At 70.5% G+C, this 20,157-nt stretch carries 16 protein-coding genes; 6 read left to right on the top strand and 10 right to left on the bottom strand.

Going from position 1 to position 20,157, the window contains the following annotated elements; genetic code table 11:
• Positions 1-108: 108 nt before the first annotated feature.
• Positions 109-2,235 carry a methionine--tRNA ligase gene (gene metG / locus D7Y04_RS31560; RefSeq protein ID WP_121761656.1) on the bottom strand — a complete coding sequence of 709 codons (2,127 nt, stop codon included), beginning with the start codon at positions 2,233-2,235 and terminating at the stop codon, positions 109-111.
• Positions 2,236-2,344: 109 nt separating this feature from the next.
• On the opposite strand from metG, the gene D7Y04_RS31555 reads away from it, so the two are divergent.
• Entirely contained in the window at positions 2,345-3,142 is a 798-nt protein-coding gene (locus D7Y04_RS31555; RefSeq protein WP_121761655.1) for an NRDE family protein, read from the top strand.
• A 16-nt stretch (positions 3,143-3,158) separates the two neighbouring features.
• On the opposite strand, the gene D7Y04_RS31550 is transcribed toward D7Y04_RS31555, so the two are convergent.
• The 5 genes from D7Y04_RS31550 to holB form a co-directional block, all read right to left on the bottom strand.
• Entirely contained in the window at positions 3,159-4,049 is an 891-nt protein-coding gene (locus D7Y04_RS31550; RefSeq protein WP_121761654.1) for a patatin-like phospholipase family protein, read from the bottom strand.
• A gap of 238 nt (positions 4,050-4,287) precedes the next feature.
• Positions 4,288-6,183: a M4 family metallopeptidase gene (locus D7Y04_RS31545; protein ID WP_121761653.1), complete on the bottom strand. Its 1,896-nt coding sequence runs from the start codon at positions 6,181-6,183 to the stop codon at positions 4,288-4,290.
• A 337-nt stretch (positions 6,184-6,520) separates the two neighbouring features.
• Positions 6,521-6,970, bottom strand: a complete 450-nt coding sequence (locus tag D7Y04_RS31540; RefSeq protein WP_120594521.1) for a hypothetical protein — start codon at positions 6,968-6,970, stop codon at positions 6,521-6,523.
• 25 nt (positions 6,971-6,995) lie between these two features.
• A complete protein-coding gene (holA, locus tag D7Y04_RS31535; RefSeq protein ID WP_120594520.1) occupies positions 6,996-8,312 on the bottom strand; it encodes a DNA polymerase III subunit delta in 1,317 nt (438 codons plus the stop codon).
• Positions 8,309-9,343 carry a DNA polymerase III subunit delta' gene (gene holB, locus D7Y04_RS31530; RefSeq protein ID WP_121761652.1) on the bottom strand — a complete coding sequence of 345 codons (1,035 nt, stop codon included), beginning with the start codon at positions 9,341-9,343 and terminating at the stop codon, positions 8,309-8,311. The genes holA and holB overlap by 4 nt, the downstream gene beginning before the upstream one ends.
• 83 nt (positions 9,344-9,426) lie before the next feature.
• On the opposite strand from holB, the gene D7Y04_RS31525 reads away from it, so the two are divergent.
• A complete protein-coding gene (locus D7Y04_RS31525) occupies positions 9,427-10,917 on the top strand; it encodes a mechanosensitive ion channel family protein (RefSeq protein ID WP_121761651.1) in 1,491 nt (496 codons plus the stop codon).
• Between the two features lie 24 nt (positions 10,918-10,941).
• On the opposite strand, the gene D7Y04_RS31520 is transcribed toward D7Y04_RS31525, so the two are convergent.
• Both D7Y04_RS31520 and D7Y04_RS31515 read right to left on the bottom strand, forming a co-directional pair.
• Entirely contained in the window at positions 10,942-11,997 is a 1,056-nt protein-coding gene (locus D7Y04_RS31520; protein WP_121761650.1) for a lipase secretion chaperone, read from the bottom strand.
• Positions 11,998-12,018: 21 nt separating this feature from the next.
• Positions 12,019-12,948: a triacylglycerol lipase gene (locus D7Y04_RS31515; protein WP_120578082.1), complete on the bottom strand. Its 930-nt coding sequence runs from the start codon at positions 12,946-12,948 to the stop codon at positions 12,019-12,021.
• A gap of 281 nt (positions 12,949-13,229) precedes the next feature.
• Between D7Y04_RS31515 and D7Y04_RS31510 the strand changes: the two genes are divergently transcribed.
• On the top strand, positions 13,230-14,015 hold the full coding sequence (locus D7Y04_RS31510) for a hypothetical protein (protein ID WP_120594515.1): 786 nt from the start codon (positions 13,230-13,232) through the stop codon (positions 14,013-14,015).
• Between the two features lie 13 nt (positions 14,016-14,028).
• On the opposite strand, the gene D7Y04_RS31505 is transcribed toward D7Y04_RS31510, so the two are convergent.
• Positions 14,029-14,781 carry a pyridoxal-phosphate dependent enzyme gene (locus tag D7Y04_RS31505; protein WP_121761691.1) on the bottom strand — a complete coding sequence of 251 codons (753 nt, stop codon included), beginning with the start codon at positions 14,779-14,781 and terminating at the stop codon, positions 14,029-14,031.
• A gap of 160 nt (positions 14,782-14,941) precedes the next feature.
• Between D7Y04_RS31505 and D7Y04_RS31500 the strand changes: the two genes are divergently transcribed.
• Positions 14,942-15,970: a lipoate--protein ligase gene (locus tag D7Y04_RS31500; protein WP_120594514.1), complete on the top strand. Its 1,029-nt coding sequence runs from the start codon at positions 14,942-14,944 to the stop codon at positions 15,968-15,970.
• Between the two features lie 25 nt (positions 15,971-15,995).
• On the opposite strand, the gene D7Y04_RS46620 is transcribed toward D7Y04_RS31500, so the two are convergent.
• Entirely contained in the window at positions 15,996-17,429 is a 1,434-nt protein-coding gene (locus tag D7Y04_RS46620) for a hypothetical protein (protein WP_304988642.1), read from the bottom strand.
• Between the two features lie 116 nt (positions 17,430-17,545).
• Here D7Y04_RS46620 and D7Y04_RS31490 point away from each other — a divergent pair, with 116 nt between their 5' ends.
• On the top strand, positions 17,546-19,375 hold the full coding sequence (locus D7Y04_RS31490; RefSeq protein WP_120594513.1) for a HAMP domain-containing sensor histidine kinase: 1,830 nt from the start codon (positions 17,546-17,548) through the stop codon (positions 19,373-19,375).
• Positions 19,372-20,097 carry a response regulator transcription factor gene (locus tag D7Y04_RS31485; protein ID WP_120594512.1) on the top strand — a complete coding sequence of 242 codons (726 nt, stop codon included), beginning with the start codon at positions 19,372-19,374 and terminating at the stop codon, positions 20,095-20,097. The genes D7Y04_RS31490 and D7Y04_RS31485 overlap by 4 nt, the downstream gene beginning before the upstream one ends.
• Positions 20,098-20,157 lie beyond the last annotated feature (60 nt).

The raw sequence follows: 20,157 nt of genomic DNA, 5'->3' as shown, positions 1-20,157 counted from the left end.
CCTCTCTCGCCACCGGGGATGACTCACGCCCAGCGCGTCCTTGAAGTCCCCGCCACAGCCAGACGGGTGGGCCCTACCGCCCCACCCGTCCTTGAAGCCACGTCCGCGCTACTTCACGTCGGCGCCGGGCGGCACGTCACCCGGCTCCAGCAGGGACAGGTCCTTGCCGCCCGAGCCCGCCGTCAACAGCATGCCGCGCGACTCGATGCCCTTGAGCTTGCGCGGCTTCAGGTTCGCGACCACCACCACGCGCCGACCCACCAGAGCCTCCGGCACGTACGCCTCCGCGATGCCGGACACGATGGTGCGCGGCGTGCCCTCGCCCAGGTCCACGTCCAGCTTGAGCAGCTTGTCCGCGCCCTTCACCTTCTCCGCGGCCACGATGCGCCCCGCCTTCAGCACCACCTTGGCGAAGTCCGCGTACTCGATGTCGGCCGCAGGCGCGCCTTCCGCCGCCCCCGCTCCAGGGGACGCCTGCGTGGTGGGCACCGCTTCCGGACTCTTCGCTTCCACGGGCTTCTTCTCCGTCTTCTTGTCCTTGCCGCCTGCCTTCGCGGGCTCGGCGGCCGGCGTCCCCGCGGGGACCTTGATGATGGCGTTGACGCGCTCCTCCTCCAGCCGGGGCAGCAGCGGCTCCGGCGTGCCCAGCGGGCGGGTGCGGTCCAACAGCGGATACTTCGCGGTGGCGAGCGCCTGGAACGTCAGCGGCTCCGCCCCCAGCTGCGCGAACAGCTTCTCCGACACGCGCGGCGTCACCGGCGCCAGCAGCGCGCCCAGCAGGTACGCCACGTCCGCCGCGTCCGACAGGTCCGCCCGCGCGGCCTCCGCGTCCTTCTTCACCAGCGCCCACGGCGCCGACGTCTGCAGGAACGCGTTCGCCGTGGAGGCAATCTCCGTGATGATCCGGATGGCGTTGCGGTACTCCAGCTTCTCGAACGCCTCGCGCACCTCCGGCACACGCGCCAGCGCGTCCTCCACCAGCTTGCGCCCCGGCCCTTCCGCGCGGCCCGGCGCGAGCTTCTTCTCCAGCGGCCCGGCCAGCAGCGACAGCGCGCGGTTGGCCAGGTTGCCCACGTTGTTGACGAGCTCGCCGTTCACCCGGAGGCGGAAGTCCTTCAGGTTGAGGTCCAGGTCCTCCACGCCCGCGCCCAGGTTGGCCGCGTAGAAGTAGCGCAGGTAGCTGGGGTCCAGGAGCTCCAGGTAGTCACGCGCGGCCACCATGGTGCCGCGGCTCTTGCTCATCTTCTCCCCGTTCACGGTCAGGTGCCCGTGCACCTTGATCTCGTTGGGGATGTGGAACCCCGCGACGTTCAGCACCGCGGGCCAGAACAGCGCGTGGAAGTAGACGATGTCCTTGCCGATGAAGTGGACGATGCGCGTGGGCGCGTCCTTGCCCCAGTACGCGAGCGCGTCCGCGACGCGGCCCGACTCCTTCGCCCACTTCTCCGTCGTGGCGATGTACCCGATGGGCGCGTCCAGCCAGACGTAGAAGAACTTGTCCGTCTCACCCGGAATCGCGAAGCCGAAATACGGCCCGTCGCGGCTGATGTCCCAGTCCGCCAGGCCCTTCTCGAAGAAGCCCTGGAGCTGGGCGGCCAGGCCCGGGTGGATGAAGCCGGGGCGCTTGAGCACTTCCTGGAGGAAGTCCGCGTGCCGCGCCAGCTTGAAGAACAGGTGCACGGAGTTGCGGCGGACCGGCGGCGTGCCACACAGCGCGCACTTCGGGTCGATGAGGTCCGTGGGGTTGTACGTCTTGCCGCACTTCTCGCAGGCGTCGCCGTACTGCTCCGTGGCCTTGCAGTTGGGACAGGTGCCCCGGATGAAGCGGTCAGGCAGGAAGCGCTTGTCCTTCTCGCAGTAGGTCTGCTCGATGTCGCGGCGATCGATGTCGCCCGCGTCCTTCAAGCGCCCGTAGATGAGCTCCGCGTAGTGGCGGTTCTCCGGCGAGTTGGTGGAGTGGAAGTAGTCGAAGCGGATGTCGAAGTCGCGGAAGTCGCGCTGGTGCTCGTCGTGGAAGCGCGCGACGAACTGCTCCGGCGGGATGCCCTGCTTCGCGGCGTTGATTTCAATGGGCGTGCCGTGGGTGTCATCCGCGCAGAAGTAGACGACGTCCTGGCCGCACGAGCGCAGGAAGCGGACGTAGATGTCCGTCTGGATGTACTCGACAGCGTGGCCGAGGTGGATGGCGCCGTTCGCGTACGGAAGGGCGCTGGTGACGAGGGTTCTCTCCGCCATGGACTCTCCTGAGGGCGGCGGACCATAGCCGCTCGGGGATACGAGGTCATCGCCAACATGCAGGCCCGGGGCTGCAAGACGCGAAGATGGATGTTATCGACCGGACGCCATGTGCACCGTCCTGATCCTCCGTAACGCCCACCCCGAGTGGCCGCTGGTCCTCGCCGCCAACCGGGATGAGTTCTACGCACGTCCGGCCCACGGGCCGAAGGTCCTCTCCGAGTCCCCCCGCGTGGTGGGCGGCCAGGACGTGGAGCGGGGCGGTACGTGGATGGGGGTCACCCACGAGGGAGTCGTCGTCGCCCTGACGAACCAGCGCGGCGCCAGGAGCCTGGGCCTGGCCCCCCGCTCCCGGGGCGAGGTGGTGCTGCGCGCCCTGCAGGCCGGGTCGGTGGAGGCCATCGAGCGCTACCTCGGCACCCTGCCCGCCCCGGAGTTCCTGCCCTTCAACCTGCTCTACGGAGACGCGCGCACCCTGCGGGTGGCCTACGCGAGGCCGGGCCATGAGCACCTACTGCACGAGGACGTCCCGGACGGAGTGCACGTGCTCCCCAACGACAGCCTGGACAACCTGGCCCTCCCCAAGGTGCGGAGGGCGCATGCCCTGGCGGAAGGCGTCGCGAAGCGCCCATGGCCGGAGCTGGTGACGGGGCTCCAGGCGGCGTTGGGCGACCATGCCCTGCCGCCCCTTGAGTCCGCCACGGGACCGCTCTCGGAGGACGGCCTGCCCGCGGACTTCCTCCAGCAGCTCCAGGCGCTGTGCATCCACACGGAGGAAGGCTACGGGACGCGCTCGTCCGCCATCGTCGCGCTCAAGCCCGGCCGCGTGGGGCACTACCTGTCCACGGACAACGCCCCCTGCCAGGGCAACTGGCGGGACGTGACGGGCCTGCTCACGGCGCCCTGAGCAGCCCGCCGCGTCTTCAGTCCAGCCGCGCCCGCATCACCGCGTCGCGGCCCGCGTCGTAGGTGGCTTCGAAGGCAGGGCCCCGGCCGGTGAAGGCCTCCACCGGGGGCATGGCCACGTCCACGCGGACCTCCCGCACGGTGCAGCCCAGGTCGGAGCGGTAGAAGGCCGGTTCGCCGGTGACGTTGATGGCGATGAGCCTCGCGCCCGGGAACAGCTGACATGCGTCATGGATGGGCGTCGCGGATACGCGGTCCGCTCCCGGGTCGATTCGCTCCAGCGTCGCGTCCTTGAACAGGAGCGGGTTGGAGGCGCTCGCGGAGACGGCCTCCGCCAGCGAGCCTCGCGTGACCGGGACGAGCCGGATGCCGCCCGCGAAGGGCTCCTGGTGGAAGGTGGCGAAGGGCACGGGGAGCTCTTCCACGCGCGCGCCCGCGTAGAAGGAGTCCAGCACCTGGGCGAAGCGCTCATGGCTCAAGGGGGGCACCGTCGCCGCGCCACCCGCCGCGCCCAGCGCTCCCGCCGCCACGGCCGGTCCCAGCGCGCCGCCCGACACCAGCACCGCGAGCAGGCCCACCGCCGCGCCCACTGCTCCGCGCGTCGCGGCGACCTTGCGCGTCTGTTCCTCGTAGGCGGTGAAGAAGGAGTGGTAGCGCTGGCGCAGGTTGGCTCCGGGCGCGGACGCGTAGAGGCCGCCCACCACCGCGCCCATGCTGTTGCCCACCACGCAGTCGATGGGCACGCCCCGGGCCACCAGTGCGTCCATTGCGCCCACGTGCGCGAGCCCCTTCGTGCCTCCCACCGACAGCACCACGCAGGTGCGCGAGGCGCGCGTGTCCCGGTGGCACGACAGGGCCCCGGAAGCCACCACCACCGTCAACACCACCAGCCCCAACCGCCGCCCCATGCATCCTCCCGCGTGCGAAGTCGGGCCACCCTACCCCGCTCCCAGCTCGAAGGCCCAGGCGGCCGGACACCCGCCTTGCGAGGGCTCGCACGCGAGCCGACACCGGTGTCGGGTGCGGAGACGCACTCCCCCACCGCCGGAGGCCGGAAACACGACCGCCCCCGGGACAGGAGCCCCGGAGGCGGAAGGTGACCTTCACGAGGCCCGGCGTGGACTCACGCCGGACCTGTGCGAGGGACTAGTACGTGCCCTTGAGGGACGTGCCGCTGTACGTGGAGTAGCCGCGCAGCAGGATGTACATCTTGCCCGCCGCGGTCTTCGCCGCCGCGCTGCACGACTCGTTGTTGCCGGACAGGTACGGACGGCAGTCGTAGGACGACGTCGTCGGGGCGGAGCCGAACTTGATGTACATGTCCGCGTCGCCCGTGCCGCCGCTCAGGACGTAGGTGGACGCCTTGGAGGCCGGCAGGTCGAGGCAGTACAGGGTCTCGGAGCCGGAAGCGCCGGACAGGCCCGTCTTCGCGACACCGTTGGTCAGCGGGGTGCAGGTCGGGGGCGTAACCGTGCCACCCACGCCCACCGCTTCCCAGGCGGCCGTCACGGAAGCCTGCTCGGCCGTGGTGTAGCCCAGCGCCGCGGCGGCCTGGACGGTCCACGTCTTCGCCTGAGCGAACGTGGTGCCCGCCGTGAAGAGGTTGGTGTTGGCGTAGTACCAGATGCGAGCGGCCTTCTCGACGCCGATGCCCGTCACCGTGGGGCCACCCGTGCGGCGCGGGTGCACGCCACCCTTGGAGAGCAGCGCGAACGCCAGGTTCGGCACGCCGGAGCTGTAGTGCACGTCCGTGCTGGACGTCACGTTGGCCGCCCAGTCCTTGGACGCGCCGTCCTTCGCCGGGTCGTCCATGTAGCGCAGGGCGTCGTTCGCCGTGCCCGGCGTCCACACGTCCTCGCCCACCATCCAGATGGCCGCGGCCGTGCTCCAGCTGTTCACGCGGCTCTCGCAGACGGCGCCGAACGTGTCGGACATCGCCTCGTTGAGACCGCCGGACTGGCCGGAGTACGTGAGGTTGGACTCGTACTCCGTCACGGCGTGGGTCAGCTCGTGGACGGTGACGTCCGCGTCCTTGCCCAGTTCGATGGAGTTCACGCCGTCGCCGTCGCCGTACACCATCTGGGTGCCGTCCCAGTAGGCGTTCACGTAGTTGCGGCTGTAGTGCACCGTGCTGATGAGCGCCGTGCCCGCGTTGTTCAGCGAGTCGCGGTTGAACAGCACCTTGTAGCAGTCGTACGTGTAGCCCAACATGTTGTAGTTGGTGTCGACGTGCGCGTCACCGGTGGCCGCGCCGCCCTCGCTGCGCTTGAGCGTGCCCGGGGTGGTGGTGCCGTTGTTCGCGCTGTAGACCTTGCGGTTGAGCGCGGTGTGGATCTCCGGCACGCGCAGCAGCGTGGCGCCGTTGAGCGCGTCCACATAGACGCGGTCGCGCAGCGGCATCAGCTCGCTCTCGCCCGTGACCCTCACCTCGTACGCCAGGCGCAGGCGGCCGTCCTCGGCCTTCACGTACACCAGGCGCGCGCCGTCCGTGGCCAGGCCCGTGCCCTTCGTGTCGCGCAGCGCCGCCGTCTGGGCCGCCTCCGCGGCGACCAGCGGACGCGCGGACACGGCGCCGCCGGAGCGAGCGGAACCGTTCGCGCCGAAGATGGCGCCCGAGCTGTCCACGTGCACCACCAGCTCCTCGCCCACCACCGGCAGACCGTTCAGCGTCTGCGCGTAGCGGATGTGCGACGTGCCCTGCTCGTCCACGTTGATGCGGCGGACCTGCAGGTCGTTCGCGTTCAGGCGGAACAGCGACGCGATGGAGGGCAGCGACCCGGCGATGGCCGTGTGCACTTCCGCGGCCGCGAAGCCCGTCAGCGGGCGGTCCGCCTGGCCCAGGCGGCCCTGGATGGTGTGCGGCGTCCCATCCGCGTTGGTGCCGACAATCTGCGCGCCCGGAATCACGCTCAGGGCGTTCTGGACCTCGGCGACTTCATCCGGCTTCTGCTGATCCTTCTGCGTGTTGACGTCCGCGTCCCCAACGCCGCAAGCGACGAGAGGGAAGGCCAGCAGGGCTGAAACGAAACGGGTGCGAACCAAGGTACTGCCTCCTGCCCGGCGCAAAGGGGGTGGTCGCCGGGACAGCGCTCCTTTCAGCATTTGTCAGGCCAACTCATTAAGTCCGCGAAATGCCTCGCAGTACTGGAAGGCACTGAAAAACGGCTGGCACATCAGTGCCCAGTAAATCTTCTGTAATGTGGAAGCATTCGTTACGCGTCTGGCACAAAGGCCCGTTCTTGCTGGGCTTTTCGCCGTTCATGGGCCCCTGTCCTGAACCATGACAGTGCACACGGGGTGCGTCCTCTATTCGGACAATCCCAGGCTGGCGGCTTTTTCTTGCTACGCAAAGCAAGACCCCGAATTCGCGCGGCGTGCGTCAGCGCCACACGCCGAGCAACACCCGCGCGCGGCCGTCCATGGGGAGCGCGGCCTCTTCCACCGTGGTGTAGCCGGCGTCGCGGGCCACGTCGGCCAGGTGCCGCATCCACGGTTTGTAGGGCATCCCATTGTCGGAGCAGCAAGGGACGACGGCGAAGCCCAGCCCGTGGCGCGCGGCGTACTCGATGATGATCCGCGTGGCGCCGTCCGGGTGCATGCCCACGACGAGCTCCGCCTCGCAGGGCTCCTCGAGCGTGAAGAGCCGCTGCGCGTACTTCACGGGCAGGTGCTTGTGGCGCAGGTCGAAGGTGGTGACCGTGCGGCCACGCTGGGAGAGGGACTCGTTCAGCTTCCCCATGCCGCCGGCGATGTCATAGACGCGCAGGGCTTGGGGGAAGCGCGTGACGAGCAGGTCCGCGAAGAGGTCGAAGCGTCGCTTGTCCGCCATGGCGGCTCCTTCAGCCCGGGCCCTTTCAGGCGCGGGTGCACACCGTCCACAACAGCCGCTCGATGACGAGCTTCCCGCTGGCGGAGGACTTCAGGGCCAGGTCCGCGTCCGCGCACGCCACCAGGGCGTTGAGCAGTTCGCGGCGCTCGTAGCGGGCGGCGGCCTGCATGCCAAACGCGAGCGCCCACGCATTGGGCGTCTTGCGCTTGGTGGCCTTCAGCTCAGCCTCCAGCTTGGGGAGGATGCGCGCCTCCACGTCGCGGCCGGTGCGCGGCGGTTGGCCGCCCGCGTACTTCTCCAACCATGCGTGGTTCTCCAGCAGCGAGCGGACGATGGACGCCACCGCGCCCAACAGCTGCAGCGCGTGCGTGCCCTGCCCCATCGCGTCCTCCGCGTAGGAGAGCGCGTCGCGCAGCTCGCGCTTCTGGAGCGCCTCCGTCAGCTCGAAGAACTCCTCCTCGCGCGCGTGGTGCACCAGCAGCGCCACGTGCTGCGCTTCGATGGTGGGCCCCTCCGCGTAGACGGCCAGCTTCTCCAGCTCCGACTGGAGCAGCCGGATGTTGCCGCCGATGCGCTCCTTCAAGCCCTCCAGCGCGCCCGGCCCCAGCTTCTTCTTGAAGGGGGCGAGGAACTCCCTGGAGATTTCACTGAGGTCCAGGTCCTTGTGGCGCGCGGCCACCTTGCGCTCGAAGAGGCGGCCCTTGTCCTGCGCGAACTTGAGCAGCGGGCTGCGCGAGTCCACGTCCGTGGCCGCGAGCACCAGCGCGTGCCCCGGCGGTACGCCCTTCTGGAGCAGCTCCAGGAGCGCGGACGCATCCCCTTCCGGGGCGCTGATGCGCTCGTCACGGCAGAAGGCCGCGGCCTCCTGGAGGAAGGCCAGGTCCGCCTCCGCCAGGTCCACGTTGAGCTCGTCCTTCCACTGCTCCACCGAGGGCGCACCGGGCACGCGGGGGTCCAGTTGATCCACGCCCCAGCCCGCACGGCCCGCGAGCGCCAGCAGCCGCCGGGCGCCTTCCTTGCGCTTGCCCGCCTTCCACGCGTCGCGCGCCTTGGCCAGCGCGTCGCCCTTGCCCTTCTTGGGCGCAAGGAACTCCGGGTCGCGCACCAGCACCACCTTGCGCCCGGGGAACAGCGGCAGCGTGGCCAGCTCCTGCGCCACCTCGCGCGGGGAGGCCGCGTCCAGCACCGCGAGGTTCAGCCCCATGGCGGCGTCCGGCACCAGCGTCTTCACCAGCTCGTCGGCGCCCTTCCTGACCAGGAACTCCTCGCCCCACAGGAGGTACAGCGGCCACACCTTGCCGCCCTTCACCTCCGCCAGCACCTCGTCCATGTCCGCGCTCATCGGCCCTCCACGCACAGTTCGATGAGCAGCCGCTCCAGCTGCAACCGGGGCGCGCCGTTGCGCGAACCGATGGCCGTGCGCGCTGACTCCAGCAGCGAATGCCGCCGGTGCAGCGCGGCCTCCGACGTGCGCTTCGCCGCGTCCTCCGCCAGCGCCGTCATGTCCCGGTTCGCCAGCGACTCCAGCGCCCCGGCCTTCGCGAGAGACACGTCCCGCGTCCACAGGATGAGCAGCTCCAGCGCCGTGTCCGCGTCCTCGCGCGAGCCGCCGTGCGCCTCCGCGAAGCGAAGGAGGGCCGGGATGTCGTTGCCGCTCAGGGCTTCAAAGGCGGTGAGGACGTCCTTGCGCTCCTTCAGCGCGCCCACGTCCAGCGCGAGGGCGCGGCCCAGGCTGCCTCCGGACATCACCGCGGCCAGGGCGGCGGTGTCCGCGTCCAGCTTGCGCTCCTGCTGCACGTGCCGTGCGACCATGTCCACGGGCAGCGGACCGAAGTAGACCTTGCTGCACCGGCTGCGGATGGTGGGCAGCAGCCGGTCCATGGCGCTCGCCACCAGGATGAGGGTGGTCTCCGCGGGCGGCTCCTCCAGCGTCTTGAGGAACGCGTTCTGCGCTTGGACGTTCATCTGCTCCGCGCTGACCAGGATGGCCACCTTGCGCTTGGACTCCAGGCCGCGCAGCGCCAGGCGCTCCTGGAGCTGGCGAATCTGCTCCACTCGCAGCTCGCGGCTGGGCGTGCCGGTGAAGTCGGAGCGGCCCGCGAGTCCTCGCGACACGCGCTCGTCGTCCGGCATCACCCAGGTGACGTCCGGGTGCAGCCCCTTGGCCAGGCGCACGCAGCTGGCGCACTTGCCGCAGCCCACCTCCGGGGCTTCCGGGCACGTGAGGGCCTGGGCCAGGCCCACCGCAGCCAGCTCCTTGCCCACGCCTTCGGGCCCGGCGAACAGGTAGGCGTGATGCACCGAGCCAGACCGCAGGGCGGATTGGAGCGCGTCCATCGCGCGGGGCTGTCCCTGCACCGAGGCAAGCGTCATGGGGGGCGTGTATCCCCGCTCGGCGCCCACCCGTCAACCGCCACCTTGACCCGTGCGCGCGCCCCCGGTCTGATTCACCGGACGTGTTGAACTTCCTCGAAGGCCACCTCCCCCTGCTGGCGGGCTCCATCCTGACGGTGCTCCTGCTGGGCATCCAACGGACCACCCGCGACCCGGACCTGCGCGACGACCTGCGGGGCGCGGTGCGGATGCTGCTCGCCTTCCTGGTGCTGCGGCTGGTGTCGCGCCTGCTGCCGGAGGCGTCGACGCCGGAGGGCCTGCGCAAGTTCGTGGGCGTGGGCTGGATGCTCACGTTCGCCTACGGCGTCATCCGGGCCGCGGTGGCGTTCGCGCTGAAGCTGGTGCGGATGCGCTCGCCGGTGACGACGCCGAAGATTCTGCGCGACGTCATCGACTTCACGCTGTACGCGCTCGCCACCGTCCCCATCCTCCAGAGCCAGCTCAACCTGGACCTGGCGGGACTGGTCGCGTCCACCGCGGTGCTGACGGTGGTCATCGGTCTGGCGCTCCAGGAGACGCTGGGCAACCTCTTCGCGGGCCTGTCGCTGCAATTGGACCGGCCGTTCGAGGTGGGCGACTTCATCCGCATTGGCGAGCACACCGGACGGGTGGTGCACATCGGGTGGCGCTCCATCCGCATCGCCAACTTCCGGCGTGAGGTCATCACCCTGCCCAACAGCATGGTGGGCAAGGAGCACGTGAAGAACTTCACCCAGCACCGCGAGCCCGTGGGCATCGAGGTGCAGGTGGGCGTGTCCCTGGACGCGCCGCCCAACCAGGTGAAGCAGGCGCTGCTGGAGGTGGCCCGGGAGATTCCCCAGGTCCTGGTGCAGCCTCCGCCGCTGGCGCGCACGGTGGGCTTCACGGAGTCCAACACGCAGTACATGGTGCGCGTGTTCCTCAATGACTTCGCGCTGTCGGACAGCGTGAAGGAGGAGCTGCACACACGGCTGTGGTACCGGCTGCGCCGCGAGGGCATGGAGCTGCCCCACGCCCAGCGCACGGTGACCCTGCGCCGCGAGACGAAGCAGCGCCGCCGCGAGCTGGCGGACGAAACCGTGCGCGACCTCTTGCGCCAGGTGGACCTCTTCACGCCGCTGGGCCCGGAGGAGGTGGAGCGCCTGCAGTGCGAGGTGGTGGTGCGCCGCTTCGGCCGCAACGAGCGCATCATCCAGGAGGGCGACGAGGGCGGGACCTTCTACGTCGTGGCCTCCGGAGAGGTCAGCGTGCGCGCCGGCACGCTCCAGTCCGAAATCACGAGGCTGGGGCCGGGCCAGTACATCGGGGAGATGTCCCTGCTCACCGGCGAGCCCCGCGCCGCCACGGTGGTGGCGCTCCAGGACTCCGTGCTGTTGGAGCTGGACCGGCCCACCTTCGCGCGCCTGTTCTCCGACTACCCGGGCCTCGCCCGGCAGCTCTCCGCGCTCCTCGCCCAGCGCCGCACCCAGCTGCGCGCCGTGGCCCAGGCCGCGGGCGGAGGACCGGACCACTCACCCGAGGCGGGCCGCATCCTCGGAAGGCTGCGGTCGCTCTTCGGCCTCACGCACGAATAGGGTTCAAGCGGACCTGAAGCCGCCTCACCCGCCTCCGGAACCAGAGGCCGCTTCGATGGTGTCCGAGGCCTCCACCCGGAGGCGCTCCTCCGGGGTGAACGAGTCGAAGAGCAGCCGCTGCACCGCGGCCTGACGCCGGGCAGGGTCCGGCTCGCTCTGGGCCAGCGACTCACGCTTCGCGCGGAAGTCCGCCAGCCGCTGCTTCCACTGCGCGCGCTCCGCGTCCAGCGCCTCCAGCCGCCCGGTGGCCTCCGGCCCCACGGTGGACAGCCGGTGCTGGTGCAGGTCCGCCGCCGTCGCTCCCGCCGCCAGCAGCTCCTGCTCCACGGCCTGCTGCCGCAGCGGGCGCACGGCCTCCTCGCGACTGGCGCGCACGTCCGGGGGCAGCCGCTCCTCCAGGGCCGCCATGCGCTGCTCGCGCTCCTCCTTCGTCAGCGACGCGTCCTTCATCAGCTTCAGCCGCTCCACGGCGACGGCGTCCACCGCCTCCTCCTGCCCGAAGAGACCGTCAGCCGCGCCGCCCAGGTGCTCCCGGCGCAGCTTGCGCAGGGACTCCAGACGCTCGGCGGTGTCCATCGTGGCCGCGGAGCCCTTCGACCCCAGGCCCCGCGCTGCCTCCAGGTAGGCCAGGTAGTCGTCCAGCACCTGCACCGCTTCGTCCATGGCGGCGGCAGGCAGCTTCTTCGCCCGCAGGGCCGCGAGGATGCGCTCGCGGATGAGCGACGCGGACTCCTCGCCCGTGGCGGACAGGTAGTAGTTGAAGAGCCGGCGCAGGTCCGCGTTTGGCACCAGGTGCCCGGACGCATCCACCAGCACCGCGCCATCCTCCTCCGTGTCCTGGAGCGAACCGGGCAGTGGCGGCAGCGGCGCGCCAGCCTGCGAGTCCGGGCTCGCCGTCACGACGGCACCGGGAACGGCGGGAGACGCAGCCTGAGGCCGCGACGCCTGCGCTACGGGAACGGCGGACGGCGTTACAGCGGGTCCGGGCGCGTCCTCCGCCCGGACCTTCCACCACGAGAAGACGCCGGCACCCAGGAGGGCGCACAGCGCGACCACGAGAATGACGGCGCGGCGCTTCATGGCGGGGCACTCCTTGGGGGATTACAGGCCCGCGGTCTTCAGGCGGTTCGCCTGGGTGCGGAACACGGACTTCGGGTCGGTGAAGAACGCGGTGAGGCCCAGCACCTGGTTCACCTCGTCCAGGTGGTTCATGTCGTAGTTGTCACGGATGACCGTGCCGAAGCGCGAGCTGCAGCGGCCCACGAGGCCGTCGTTGGACTCGCTGTAGAAGAAGGACGACAGCTTCAGCGCGTAGTCGGACGCGTCGAAGACGTTGGTGAAGGGATCCGTGCCGGACCAGGAGTAGTAGCGCTGCCCCTGCGTGCCCGTCGCCGCGCCAGTGCCGCACGAGGAGGTGGGCAGACCCGCCGGGTACTTCGCGTTGTACGTGGCCGCGCCCGAAGCGGACAGCGCCGTCAGCGCGCCAATCGCGTCCTGGGACTGCGTGTGGCCGGACAGCAGGCCCAGCACCAGGCCCAGGTTGTTCGCGAAGTACGACAGCACGCCCTCCGTGAACGAACCGCCCTTGATGTTCGAGCGCAGGTAGGTGGCCAGGTCCGCGCCCTTGTGCGGCGTGCCCACCGTCGTCACGGACGCCACCAGGTCCGGCCGCACCGCCGCCACGTAGCGCACGTCCAGGCCGCCGTGGCTGTGGCCAATCAGGTTCACCTTCTTCGCGCCCGAACGCGCGAGCACGTCCTGCACCTGCGCCAGCAGCGCCTCGCCGCGCGCCTCGCTCGTGTTGAACTGCGGAACGTGCGTGATGTAGACCTTCGAGCCGCCCGACTTCAGCGTCGACTCGATGCCGTAGAAGTAGTCGAGCACCCCGAACAGCGAATCAAAACCCGCCATGCCGTGCGCCAGCACGATGGGGTACTTCGTCTGCGTGTACGTATCCGCGGCGCGCGCGGGCTGCGCCCAGAGGGCAAGAACCGCGACAGTCAGAACGAGGGTCCGGACGGCGTTTCGCATACAGGCTCCTGATTGGGGAGGGCGGATCATCGAAGGGATTGACCCGCGAATCAGCCCATAAAGCGAGGCTCTGATAAAAATCAAGCCAACCTCAGAATTAACTGAAAAGCGTGTCAGCTCCGGGTCAGGACAGACGCATGTGTTTGTTCTCCTTTCCCTCTGCGACCCATTGCGTCAGAAACAAAGACGCATCGCGCAACTTTAAATCAACGCAATGCATTACGATTTCAACGCCCCGCGTCGGAGTGTCAGCATGCGGGCCCTTCCCGAGGAGCACGCGTTTGGACACTGCTGCCTATCAGGCCTTCACCGTGGAATTGACGCGCAGGGCTGACGCGGACGGCCGTTTCCGCGGGCTCGTGGCGCTGGGCTCGATGGCGGCGCGCGACTACGCGCCGGATGACTTCAGCGACCATGACTTCTTCGTCGTCGCATGGCCCGGACACGCTGAAACATTGAGACAGGAGCGCGGCTGGCTGCCCCGCGCGGAGGACGTGGCGCTGGCGTTCCGAGAGACGGCGCACGGCCTCAAGGTCGTGTACCGCGACGGGCACCTGCTGGAGTTCGCGGTGTTCGACCTGGAGGAGCTGTCGTTCGCGCGCGTCAACCGCTACCGCGTGCTGCTGGACAAGGGCGGCGTGACGGAGCGCATGGACGAGCGCGCGCGGGACACAGCGTCGGAGCTCCAGCGCACGGCCCCGGACGACGCGTGGCTCTTCGGACAGTGGCTCACGCAGGTGCTGGTGGGCGTGGGCCGCCACGCGCGCGGCGAAGGGCTCAGCGGACGCTCGCGGCTCTACGAAGCGGTGCGCCTGTTCTGCCTGCTGCTCGCGCGCCACGTCCCCGCCCCCGCTGCTTCGCTGTTGGACGGATTGGATCCGGTGCGGCGCGTGGAGCGCGTGTATCCGGAGACCGGCGGTGAGCTGGCGCGAGCTTTGGAAGGCGATACGCCGGGCCTCGCACGCACGCTCCTGCGGCTGGCTGAACGCGAGCTGTCCCACGTGCCCGCGTACCCGCGCGACGGAGTGGCCGCCGTGCGGGCGCGAATCGAAGCGGCGCACCGGTAGGCGCGCGGTCGCCTCAGGCGCGGGCGGCGTCCGGCTCCCGGGCGTTGTGCGCGATGACGAGCACCCGTTCGGGATTCGGCTGCCGGCGCGCCCAGTCCAGGAGCGCGGTGAAGGCATCCGGCGTGGCGGCGGCCGTGGCCAGGAGCATGCGCGGCTGGTGTTCGAAGAACAGGTCCTCCGCGCCCAGGTTCTGGGCCCCCCACGTGCGCCAGCCGGGCACCGACGTGCCGGGCGCGGGCTGCAGGCCGGTGACGGTGAAGCCACCGGCCATGAAGACGCGCGTCAGGCCCACCAGCGTCGCGCCCGTGCCGAAGCCACACACCACGTGCCGCACCGTGGGGAAGCGCTCGCGCACCTGCGCGCGCAGCCCCGACGCCCAGGCCTCCACGCACGCGACCATCGCTCGATTGGTGAGCTGCCGGGGCCAGCTCCAGCCCTCGCGCTCCAGGGACTGGGCCTGGTGGAACATGTCCGCCATCGAGTCCACCTGGCGCACCTGCCCCTGGAAGCCGTTGGCGCGCAGGTACGTCGCGCCCGCCGCGTCCGTCAGGGCCACCGTGGGCAGGCCCCGCTCGCGGCCCAGGAGGTCCAGCGCCAGCGCGCTCGACGCGCCGGACAGCTCCACCAGCCCGCGCGAGCCCGGCGGCATCGCGGCCAGGTAGCGCGCGAAGGTGAGGTACTTGAGGCTGCCGGATGGCTGCGCCCCACCCCACAGCACCACCGGACCGCCCGCACGAGGCCGCGACAGGGAAAACACTCCACGCATGGCCGCCCCCATGGCGCGCACCCGCACTCCGCGCCCGACACGCGCCGGAGTCTTCCGGAGGCAGCCCCCCTCGGCCATTGCCCCCAGGGCGGAACGGATGTCCTGAGGGGGACGGCGCAAGTCCCTGCAAGCACGTGGCGGGCGGTTATGCTCCGCGCCCATGTCTCAAGCCCCGCGCGTCCGCATCCTGCTGTCGGAGACGTACAACCCCTGGTTCAACCTGGCGACCGAGGACTGGATCTTCCGCGAGTTGGATCCCTCCACCCAGACGCTCTTCCTCTGGCGCAACGACAACACGGTCGTCATCGGCCGCAACCAGAACCCGTGGTCCGAGTGCAACCTTGCGCGCATGGAGGAGGACAAGGTCTTCCTCGCGCGACGCACCAGCGGCGGCGGCGCGGTGTTCCACGACCTGGGCAACACCTGCTTCACGTTCCTGTCCGCGAAGGAGGGCTACGACAAGACGGCGAACGTCCGCATCCTGCTGGACGCGCTGTCGCGGCTGGGCGTGACGGCGCAGGCGTCCGGGCGCAACGACCTGGTGATTCCGCTGGAGGACGGCCCCCGGAAGATCAGCGGCAGCGCGTACCGCGAGACGAAGGACCGCGCCTTCCACCACGGCACGTTCCTCATCCACGCCAACCTGTCGCGGCTGGCCAACTACCTCACGCCGCACCCGAAGAAGCTGGAGTCCAAGGGCAGCGCGTCGGTGCGCTCGCGCGTGATGAACATCCGCGACCTCCAGCCGGAGACCTCCCATGAGTCGCTGGTGAAGGCGATGATCGGCGCCTTCTGCGACTTCCACGGCGCCACCGCGGAGCCGGAGCTGCTGGAGCCCTCGTTCCTGGAGAGCCAGCCGTCACTCAAGCGCACCTTCGACCACTACGCATCGTGGGACTGGCGCTTCGGCAACGCGCCCCGCTTCAGCCACCAGATGGTGGAGTACCTGTCGTGGGGCTTCTTCGAGGTCCACGTCGACACGGAGAACGGACACGTCACCCGCGCGCAGGTCTTCTCGGATGCGCTCTACCCGGACCTCGTGCAGGACCTGCAGGCGGCGCTCACCGGCAAGCCGCACAGCCGCAACGGGATGCAGCAGGCCGTCGCCGAGGTCCGCGCCCGCCACCCGCCGCAGGAGCGCGAGCTGGCGGAGCTGGAGACGTGGCTGATGGGCCAGGTCGAGGTCTGACCCGGCCCATCCGCCGTCACTTCACTCAGCGATGGCCACCACCGCCGGAGCCGCCACCCCAGCCGCCGCCGCTGCCACCGCCGCGGCTGCTGGAGCCGTGAGACGAGCCGCCGCTGGAGCCGCGCGAGGAGGAGGAACCCCCGCCGCGACCGGAGCTGCCGCCACCCCAACCGCCGCTGTTGCTGCTGGAGGACCCGCCGCCGGTCTGCTGGACGCGGCCGGAGCTGCCGCCACCCCAACCGCCGCCGTTGCTGGACGAGGAGCGTCCCCCGCCACCCGACGACGGACGCCCGGGGCTGGAGCTGGAGCCGCCACCCGACGACGGACGCCCGGGGCTGGAGCCGCCATTCCAACCGCCGGAGCCACCGTTGGACTGGTGAGCGCCGCCACCCGACGACGGACGCCCGGGGTTGGAGCCGCCACCCCAACCGCCGCTGGACTGGTGCGAGCCGCCGCTCGTGCCGTTCCCACCGGGGGGCGGATTGCGCGTGCCACCCCAGCCGCCGCTGTTGCTGCTGTTGCCGTTGTTCGACGAGTGGACGCCGCTGCCCTGCGGACGGTAGGGCCCGGGACGGCTGTTGCCCCGGCCGCCGTTGGACGAGTAGCGCCCGGGCGACGCGTCATGCGAGCGCGGGCTGTTGTACCGGTACGGCCCCGGGCGCGAGTAGCGGTAACCCCCCGGGCGGTAACGGCTGTGCCCGTAGTCGTAGTAGCGCCACGACACGCCCGGATACCGGTACCACGAGCGCAGGAACAGGTTCGGACGGCCGAAGGAGAACGAGATGTGCGCGTGGCGGTAGACCGGCACGACGACGCGCACCGAGCCGTTGTAGCCCCAGCCGCCGCCCACGAACGCCCAGGACGGGCCGCGGCGCACCCAGTGCGGCGACACGAACACCAGGCCCGGACGCGGCGGCTCCATCCAGGAGCCGGAGACCCACTCGTAGCCGTTGGCGCCCCAGTACCAGTAGCCCGGCGCCCACGTGTAGCCCACGGACGGCGCGGGGGGCTGCGACTCCACGCGCAGGGCCGGAGGCGCCTGGGTGGCCGTCACGTCCTCGCTGGCGACCTCCACGGGGATCTCCACCTCGGTGGAGCCCTCCTGGGCCCAGCCGCCGGACACCCAGCGCCAGACGTCGTCGTCCTGCGCCCAGTAGCCGTTGACGTACTGGTAGCCGGGCATGCGCTCCACCCAGCCGCCGGACTTGAACTGCCAGCTGTCGCCGTCCCAGTACCAGTGCCCGGACGTCCAGACCGCGCCGGCATAGGGCCGGGGGGTCGGTGACTCGGCGGGCAGGTCAGGGGGCGCAGAGGGCGCGATGGGCCCGGAATCATCCGCGTTGGACTGCTGGGAGTACCCGTCATCACCCCAGTCATCCGCTGCGACCGGCGAGGTCTGCGCGAACGCCCCCTGGGTCGCCAGGCCGACAATCAAACCCATCCACCATCGAGAACCCATGACTCCGTCTCCGATCTCCAGACACCCGTGGGGACGCCGGCTGCCCCCACTTTATTCACCCTGGAGGCTCCCGGCCCGCAAACCTGTCGACACTGCTACAGTCCCAAGGGACGCGAATGCTGCGCCGACTCCTCCCCACATTGCTCGCCCTGGGCTTCGGTCTGCTGGCCCTCGGATGGGGGCTGGTGAGCCTCCAGCGCATCTTCACCCAGGAGCGTGAGGACGCGCGCGCCCAGGTGCGCTCGCGGCGGATTGCCCTGGAGCAGCTGGCGGCCGAGTCCCTGCGCACCGCGCTCGCGCAGATGATGAAGTCCCACCTGCCGAAGCTCAACGCGGCCGTGGGCGACCCGCTGCTGCCCGCCGAGGGCTACTACCTGCTCTTCCGAGGCCACCAGTTCCTGCCGCGCGTGGACTGGACCCGGGAGGGCGCGGACGTCCCGGCCCAGGCCAACTACACGATGCTGGCGCACGCGCTGGAGGACGGTCAGGCCCCCTCCCCCTACCAGGAGCGGCTGTCCCGGCTGCGCGCGGCGGAGGCCGCCCTGGCCTCCAGCAGCGAGGCGCGCAAGGACGCGGCGGTGGAGTCCCTGCTGCGCTACCACGCAGCGCACCCGCTGCCGCCGGATCAGGAGCTGCCCTTCACCCTATTGATGGTGGAGTACCTGCAACGCGGCGAGGAAACGCAGCCCCTCATCCGGGCGCTGGTGCGCGAAGGCCTTCCGGAGGAGCTGGGCGGCATGTCGCGGGACGCGGGCCTGCAGCGCAACGTGCTGCGCTCCCGGGCCCAGCTCACGCAGCCGGACTTCAACTTCCTCCAGGCGCGCATCGTGGCGTTGAGCCACACCCTGTCGGAGCCCTCCGACGCCTTCGTGGCGCGCGTGCAGGAGGCCGGCGCGGGAGCCCTGGTGCTGCCGGAGCCGCTGGACGGTCCCACGCTCCTGGCCGAGCAGTGGTACGTGGAGCCCGCGGCCGAACAGGTGCACGGGCTGGCCGTGGACATGGGCGCGCTGCTCTCCGAGCTGACGCAGGAGCTGCGCGGGCGCAACCTCATCCCCCGGGATGGCCAGGTGCGGCTGGGGCCCGGCGGCGTGGCGCGGCCCCTGAAGCACCCGGGGCTGGAGGTGGCCACGCCCGGCTGGGCCGCGGCGGAGGCGGACATCGAGGCGAGGTACGGCCTGAAGACGCTGCTCGTGGCGGCGTGCGGCGCTCTCGCGTCGGCCATCGCGGCGCTGGCGGTGGTGGCCCAGCAGCGCAAGTACCGCTTCGTGGAGCTCAAGAGCGACTTCGTCTCCACCGTGTCCCACGAATTGCGCACGCCGCTCGCGTCCATCCGCCTGTTGGGGGAGACGCTGGAGCGCCGGCTGGGCAAGAGCCCGGAGGCGGGGGACTACCCCACCCGCATCGTGCGCGCGGCGGAGGGCCTGCACTTCCTGGTGGAGAACATCCTGTCCTTCAACCGCATCGACAAGGGGCGATGGGCGCTGAGGCCCGCGCGCGTGCGGCTGGAGGAGGCGGTGGGCAACCTGCGCGACGACCTGATGGACGCCGTCACCGTGCCGGTGGAGCTGAGCTCGGACGTGGGGGACGTGGAGCTGGACGCGGACGCGTCGCTCGTGCGGATGCTCTTCGCCAACCTGGGCCGCAACGCCTGTCTGTACAACCTGCGAAGCCCGGTGGTCCTCACGGTGCGCGCCTATCCGCAGCCGGGCTTTGGCGCCACGGTGCTCTTCAGCGACAACGGGGTGGGCATTCCCCCGGAGGAATGGGAGCGCGTGTTCCAGGACTTCTACCGACTGACAACACCCGGGCCGGAGGTGCATGGAAGTGGCCTGGGGCTGGCGCTGTGCCGCAGAATCATGGGCCTGCACCAGGGCAGCATCCAGGTGGCCTCCTCCGGCCCCGAAGGCACGACCTTCGCCCTGACCTTTCCCGAGACGCGCCGATGACGACGCAGACGCCACCCTCCACCACCCGCCCGACCATCCTCATCGTCGAGGACGACGCCAACCTGCGCATGGGCCTGCGCGACAACCTGCGCGACGAGGGCTACGACGTGACGGACGCCCCGTCCGCGAAGGACGCGGCGCCGCACCTGGAGTCGCGGGCTTTCGACCTGCTCATCCTGGACGTGATGCTGCCGGGCGAGGACGGCTACAGCTTCTGCCGCCGCCTGCGCGCGGAGGGCGTGAAGAGCATGGTGTTGATGCTCACCGCGCGCTCGCTGGAGGACGACCTGGTGCGAGGCTTCGAGGCCGGCGCGCAGGACTACCTCACCAAGCCCTACCGGCTGCGGGAGCTGCTCGCGCGCGTGCAGGCGCTGGTGCGCCGGGCGGGCACGGCGCCGCCGCAGGTGGTGACCTTTGGCGCCTTCACGCTGGACCTGGGCCGCCGCGCGGTGCTGCGGGCGGACGGCAGTGAAGTGGACCTGACGCGCACGGAGTTCGACCTGCTGGCGTTCCTCCTGCGCCACCGCGACCGCGCCCTGCCCCGAGGCGAAATCCTGGACGCGGTGTGGGGCCGCGACGTCGTGGTGGATCCGCGCACGGTGGACAACTTCGTGTCGAACCTGAAGAAGAAGCTCGGGTGGACGAGCACGTCCGGCTTCACCATCCACACGCTGCGCGGCGTGGGCTACCGCATGGAGGTCCTGAGCGGCGGCCCGTCATGACGCAACCATGACCAACACATGGAGCCCTGTCGGCCTTTCGACTGGCGGGACTTCGTACCT

Origin of the sequence: Corallococcus sp. AB038B (assembly GCF_003668955.1) — a bacterium.
Taxonomy (GTDB): Bacteria; Myxococcota; Myxococcia; order Myxococcales; family Myxococcaceae; genus Corallococcus; species Corallococcus exiguus.
The sequence above is the reverse complement of the archived record's forward strand: the minus strand, read 5'-3'. Positions and strand labels throughout refer to the sequence as shown.

Excerpts from the sequence above, each read along its gene's own strand:
- D7Y04_RS31500 (WP_120594514.1), top strand. The coding sequence starts at position 14,942 with ATGTCTCAAGCCCCGCGCGTCCGCATCCTGCTGTCGGAGACGTACAAC.
- D7Y04_RS31540 (WP_120594521.1), bottom strand. The coding sequence starts at position 6,970 with ATGGCGGACAAGCGACGCTTCGACCTCTTCGCGGACCTGCTCGTCACG.
- D7Y04_RS46620 (WP_304988642.1), bottom strand. The coding sequence starts at position 17,429 with ATGGGTTCTCGATGGTGGATGGGTTTGATTGTCGGCCTGGCGACCCAG.
- metG (WP_121761656.1), bottom strand. The coding sequence starts at position 2,235 with ATGGCGGAGAGAACCCTCGTCACCAGCGCCCTTCCGTACGCGAACGGC.
- D7Y04_RS31520 (WP_121761650.1), bottom strand. The coding sequence starts at position 11,997 with ATGAAGCGCCGCGCCGTCATTCTCGTGGTCGCGCTGTGCGCCCTCCTG.
- D7Y04_RS31485 (WP_120594512.1), top strand. The coding sequence starts at position 19,372 with ATGACGACGCAGACGCCACCCTCCACCACCCGCCCGACCATCCTCATC.
- D7Y04_RS31550 (WP_121761654.1), bottom strand. The coding sequence starts at position 4,049 with ATGGGGCGGCGGTTGGGGCTGGTGGTGTTGACGGTGGTGGTGGCTTCC.
- D7Y04_RS31490 (WP_120594513.1), top strand. The coding sequence starts at position 17,546 with ATGCTGCGCCGACTCCTCCCCACATTGCTCGCCCTGGGCTTCGGTCTG.
- holB (WP_121761652.1), bottom strand. The coding sequence starts at position 9,343 with ATGACGCTTGCCTCGGTGCAGGGACAGCCCCGCGCGATGGACGCGCTC.
- holA (WP_120594520.1), bottom strand. The coding sequence starts at position 8,312 with ATGAGCGCGGACATGGACGAGGTGCTGGCGGAGGTGAAGGGCGGCAAG.
- D7Y04_RS31505 (WP_121761691.1), bottom strand. The coding sequence starts at position 14,781 with ATGCGTGGAGTGTTTTCCCTGTCGCGGCCTCGTGCGGGCGGTCCGGTG.
- D7Y04_RS31555 (WP_121761655.1), top strand. The coding sequence starts at position 2,345 with ATGTGCACCGTCCTGATCCTCCGTAACGCCCACCCCGAGTGGCCGCTG.
- D7Y04_RS31515 (WP_120578082.1), bottom strand. The coding sequence starts at position 12,948 with ATGCGAAACGCCGTCCGGACCCTCGTTCTGACTGTCGCGGTTCTTGCC.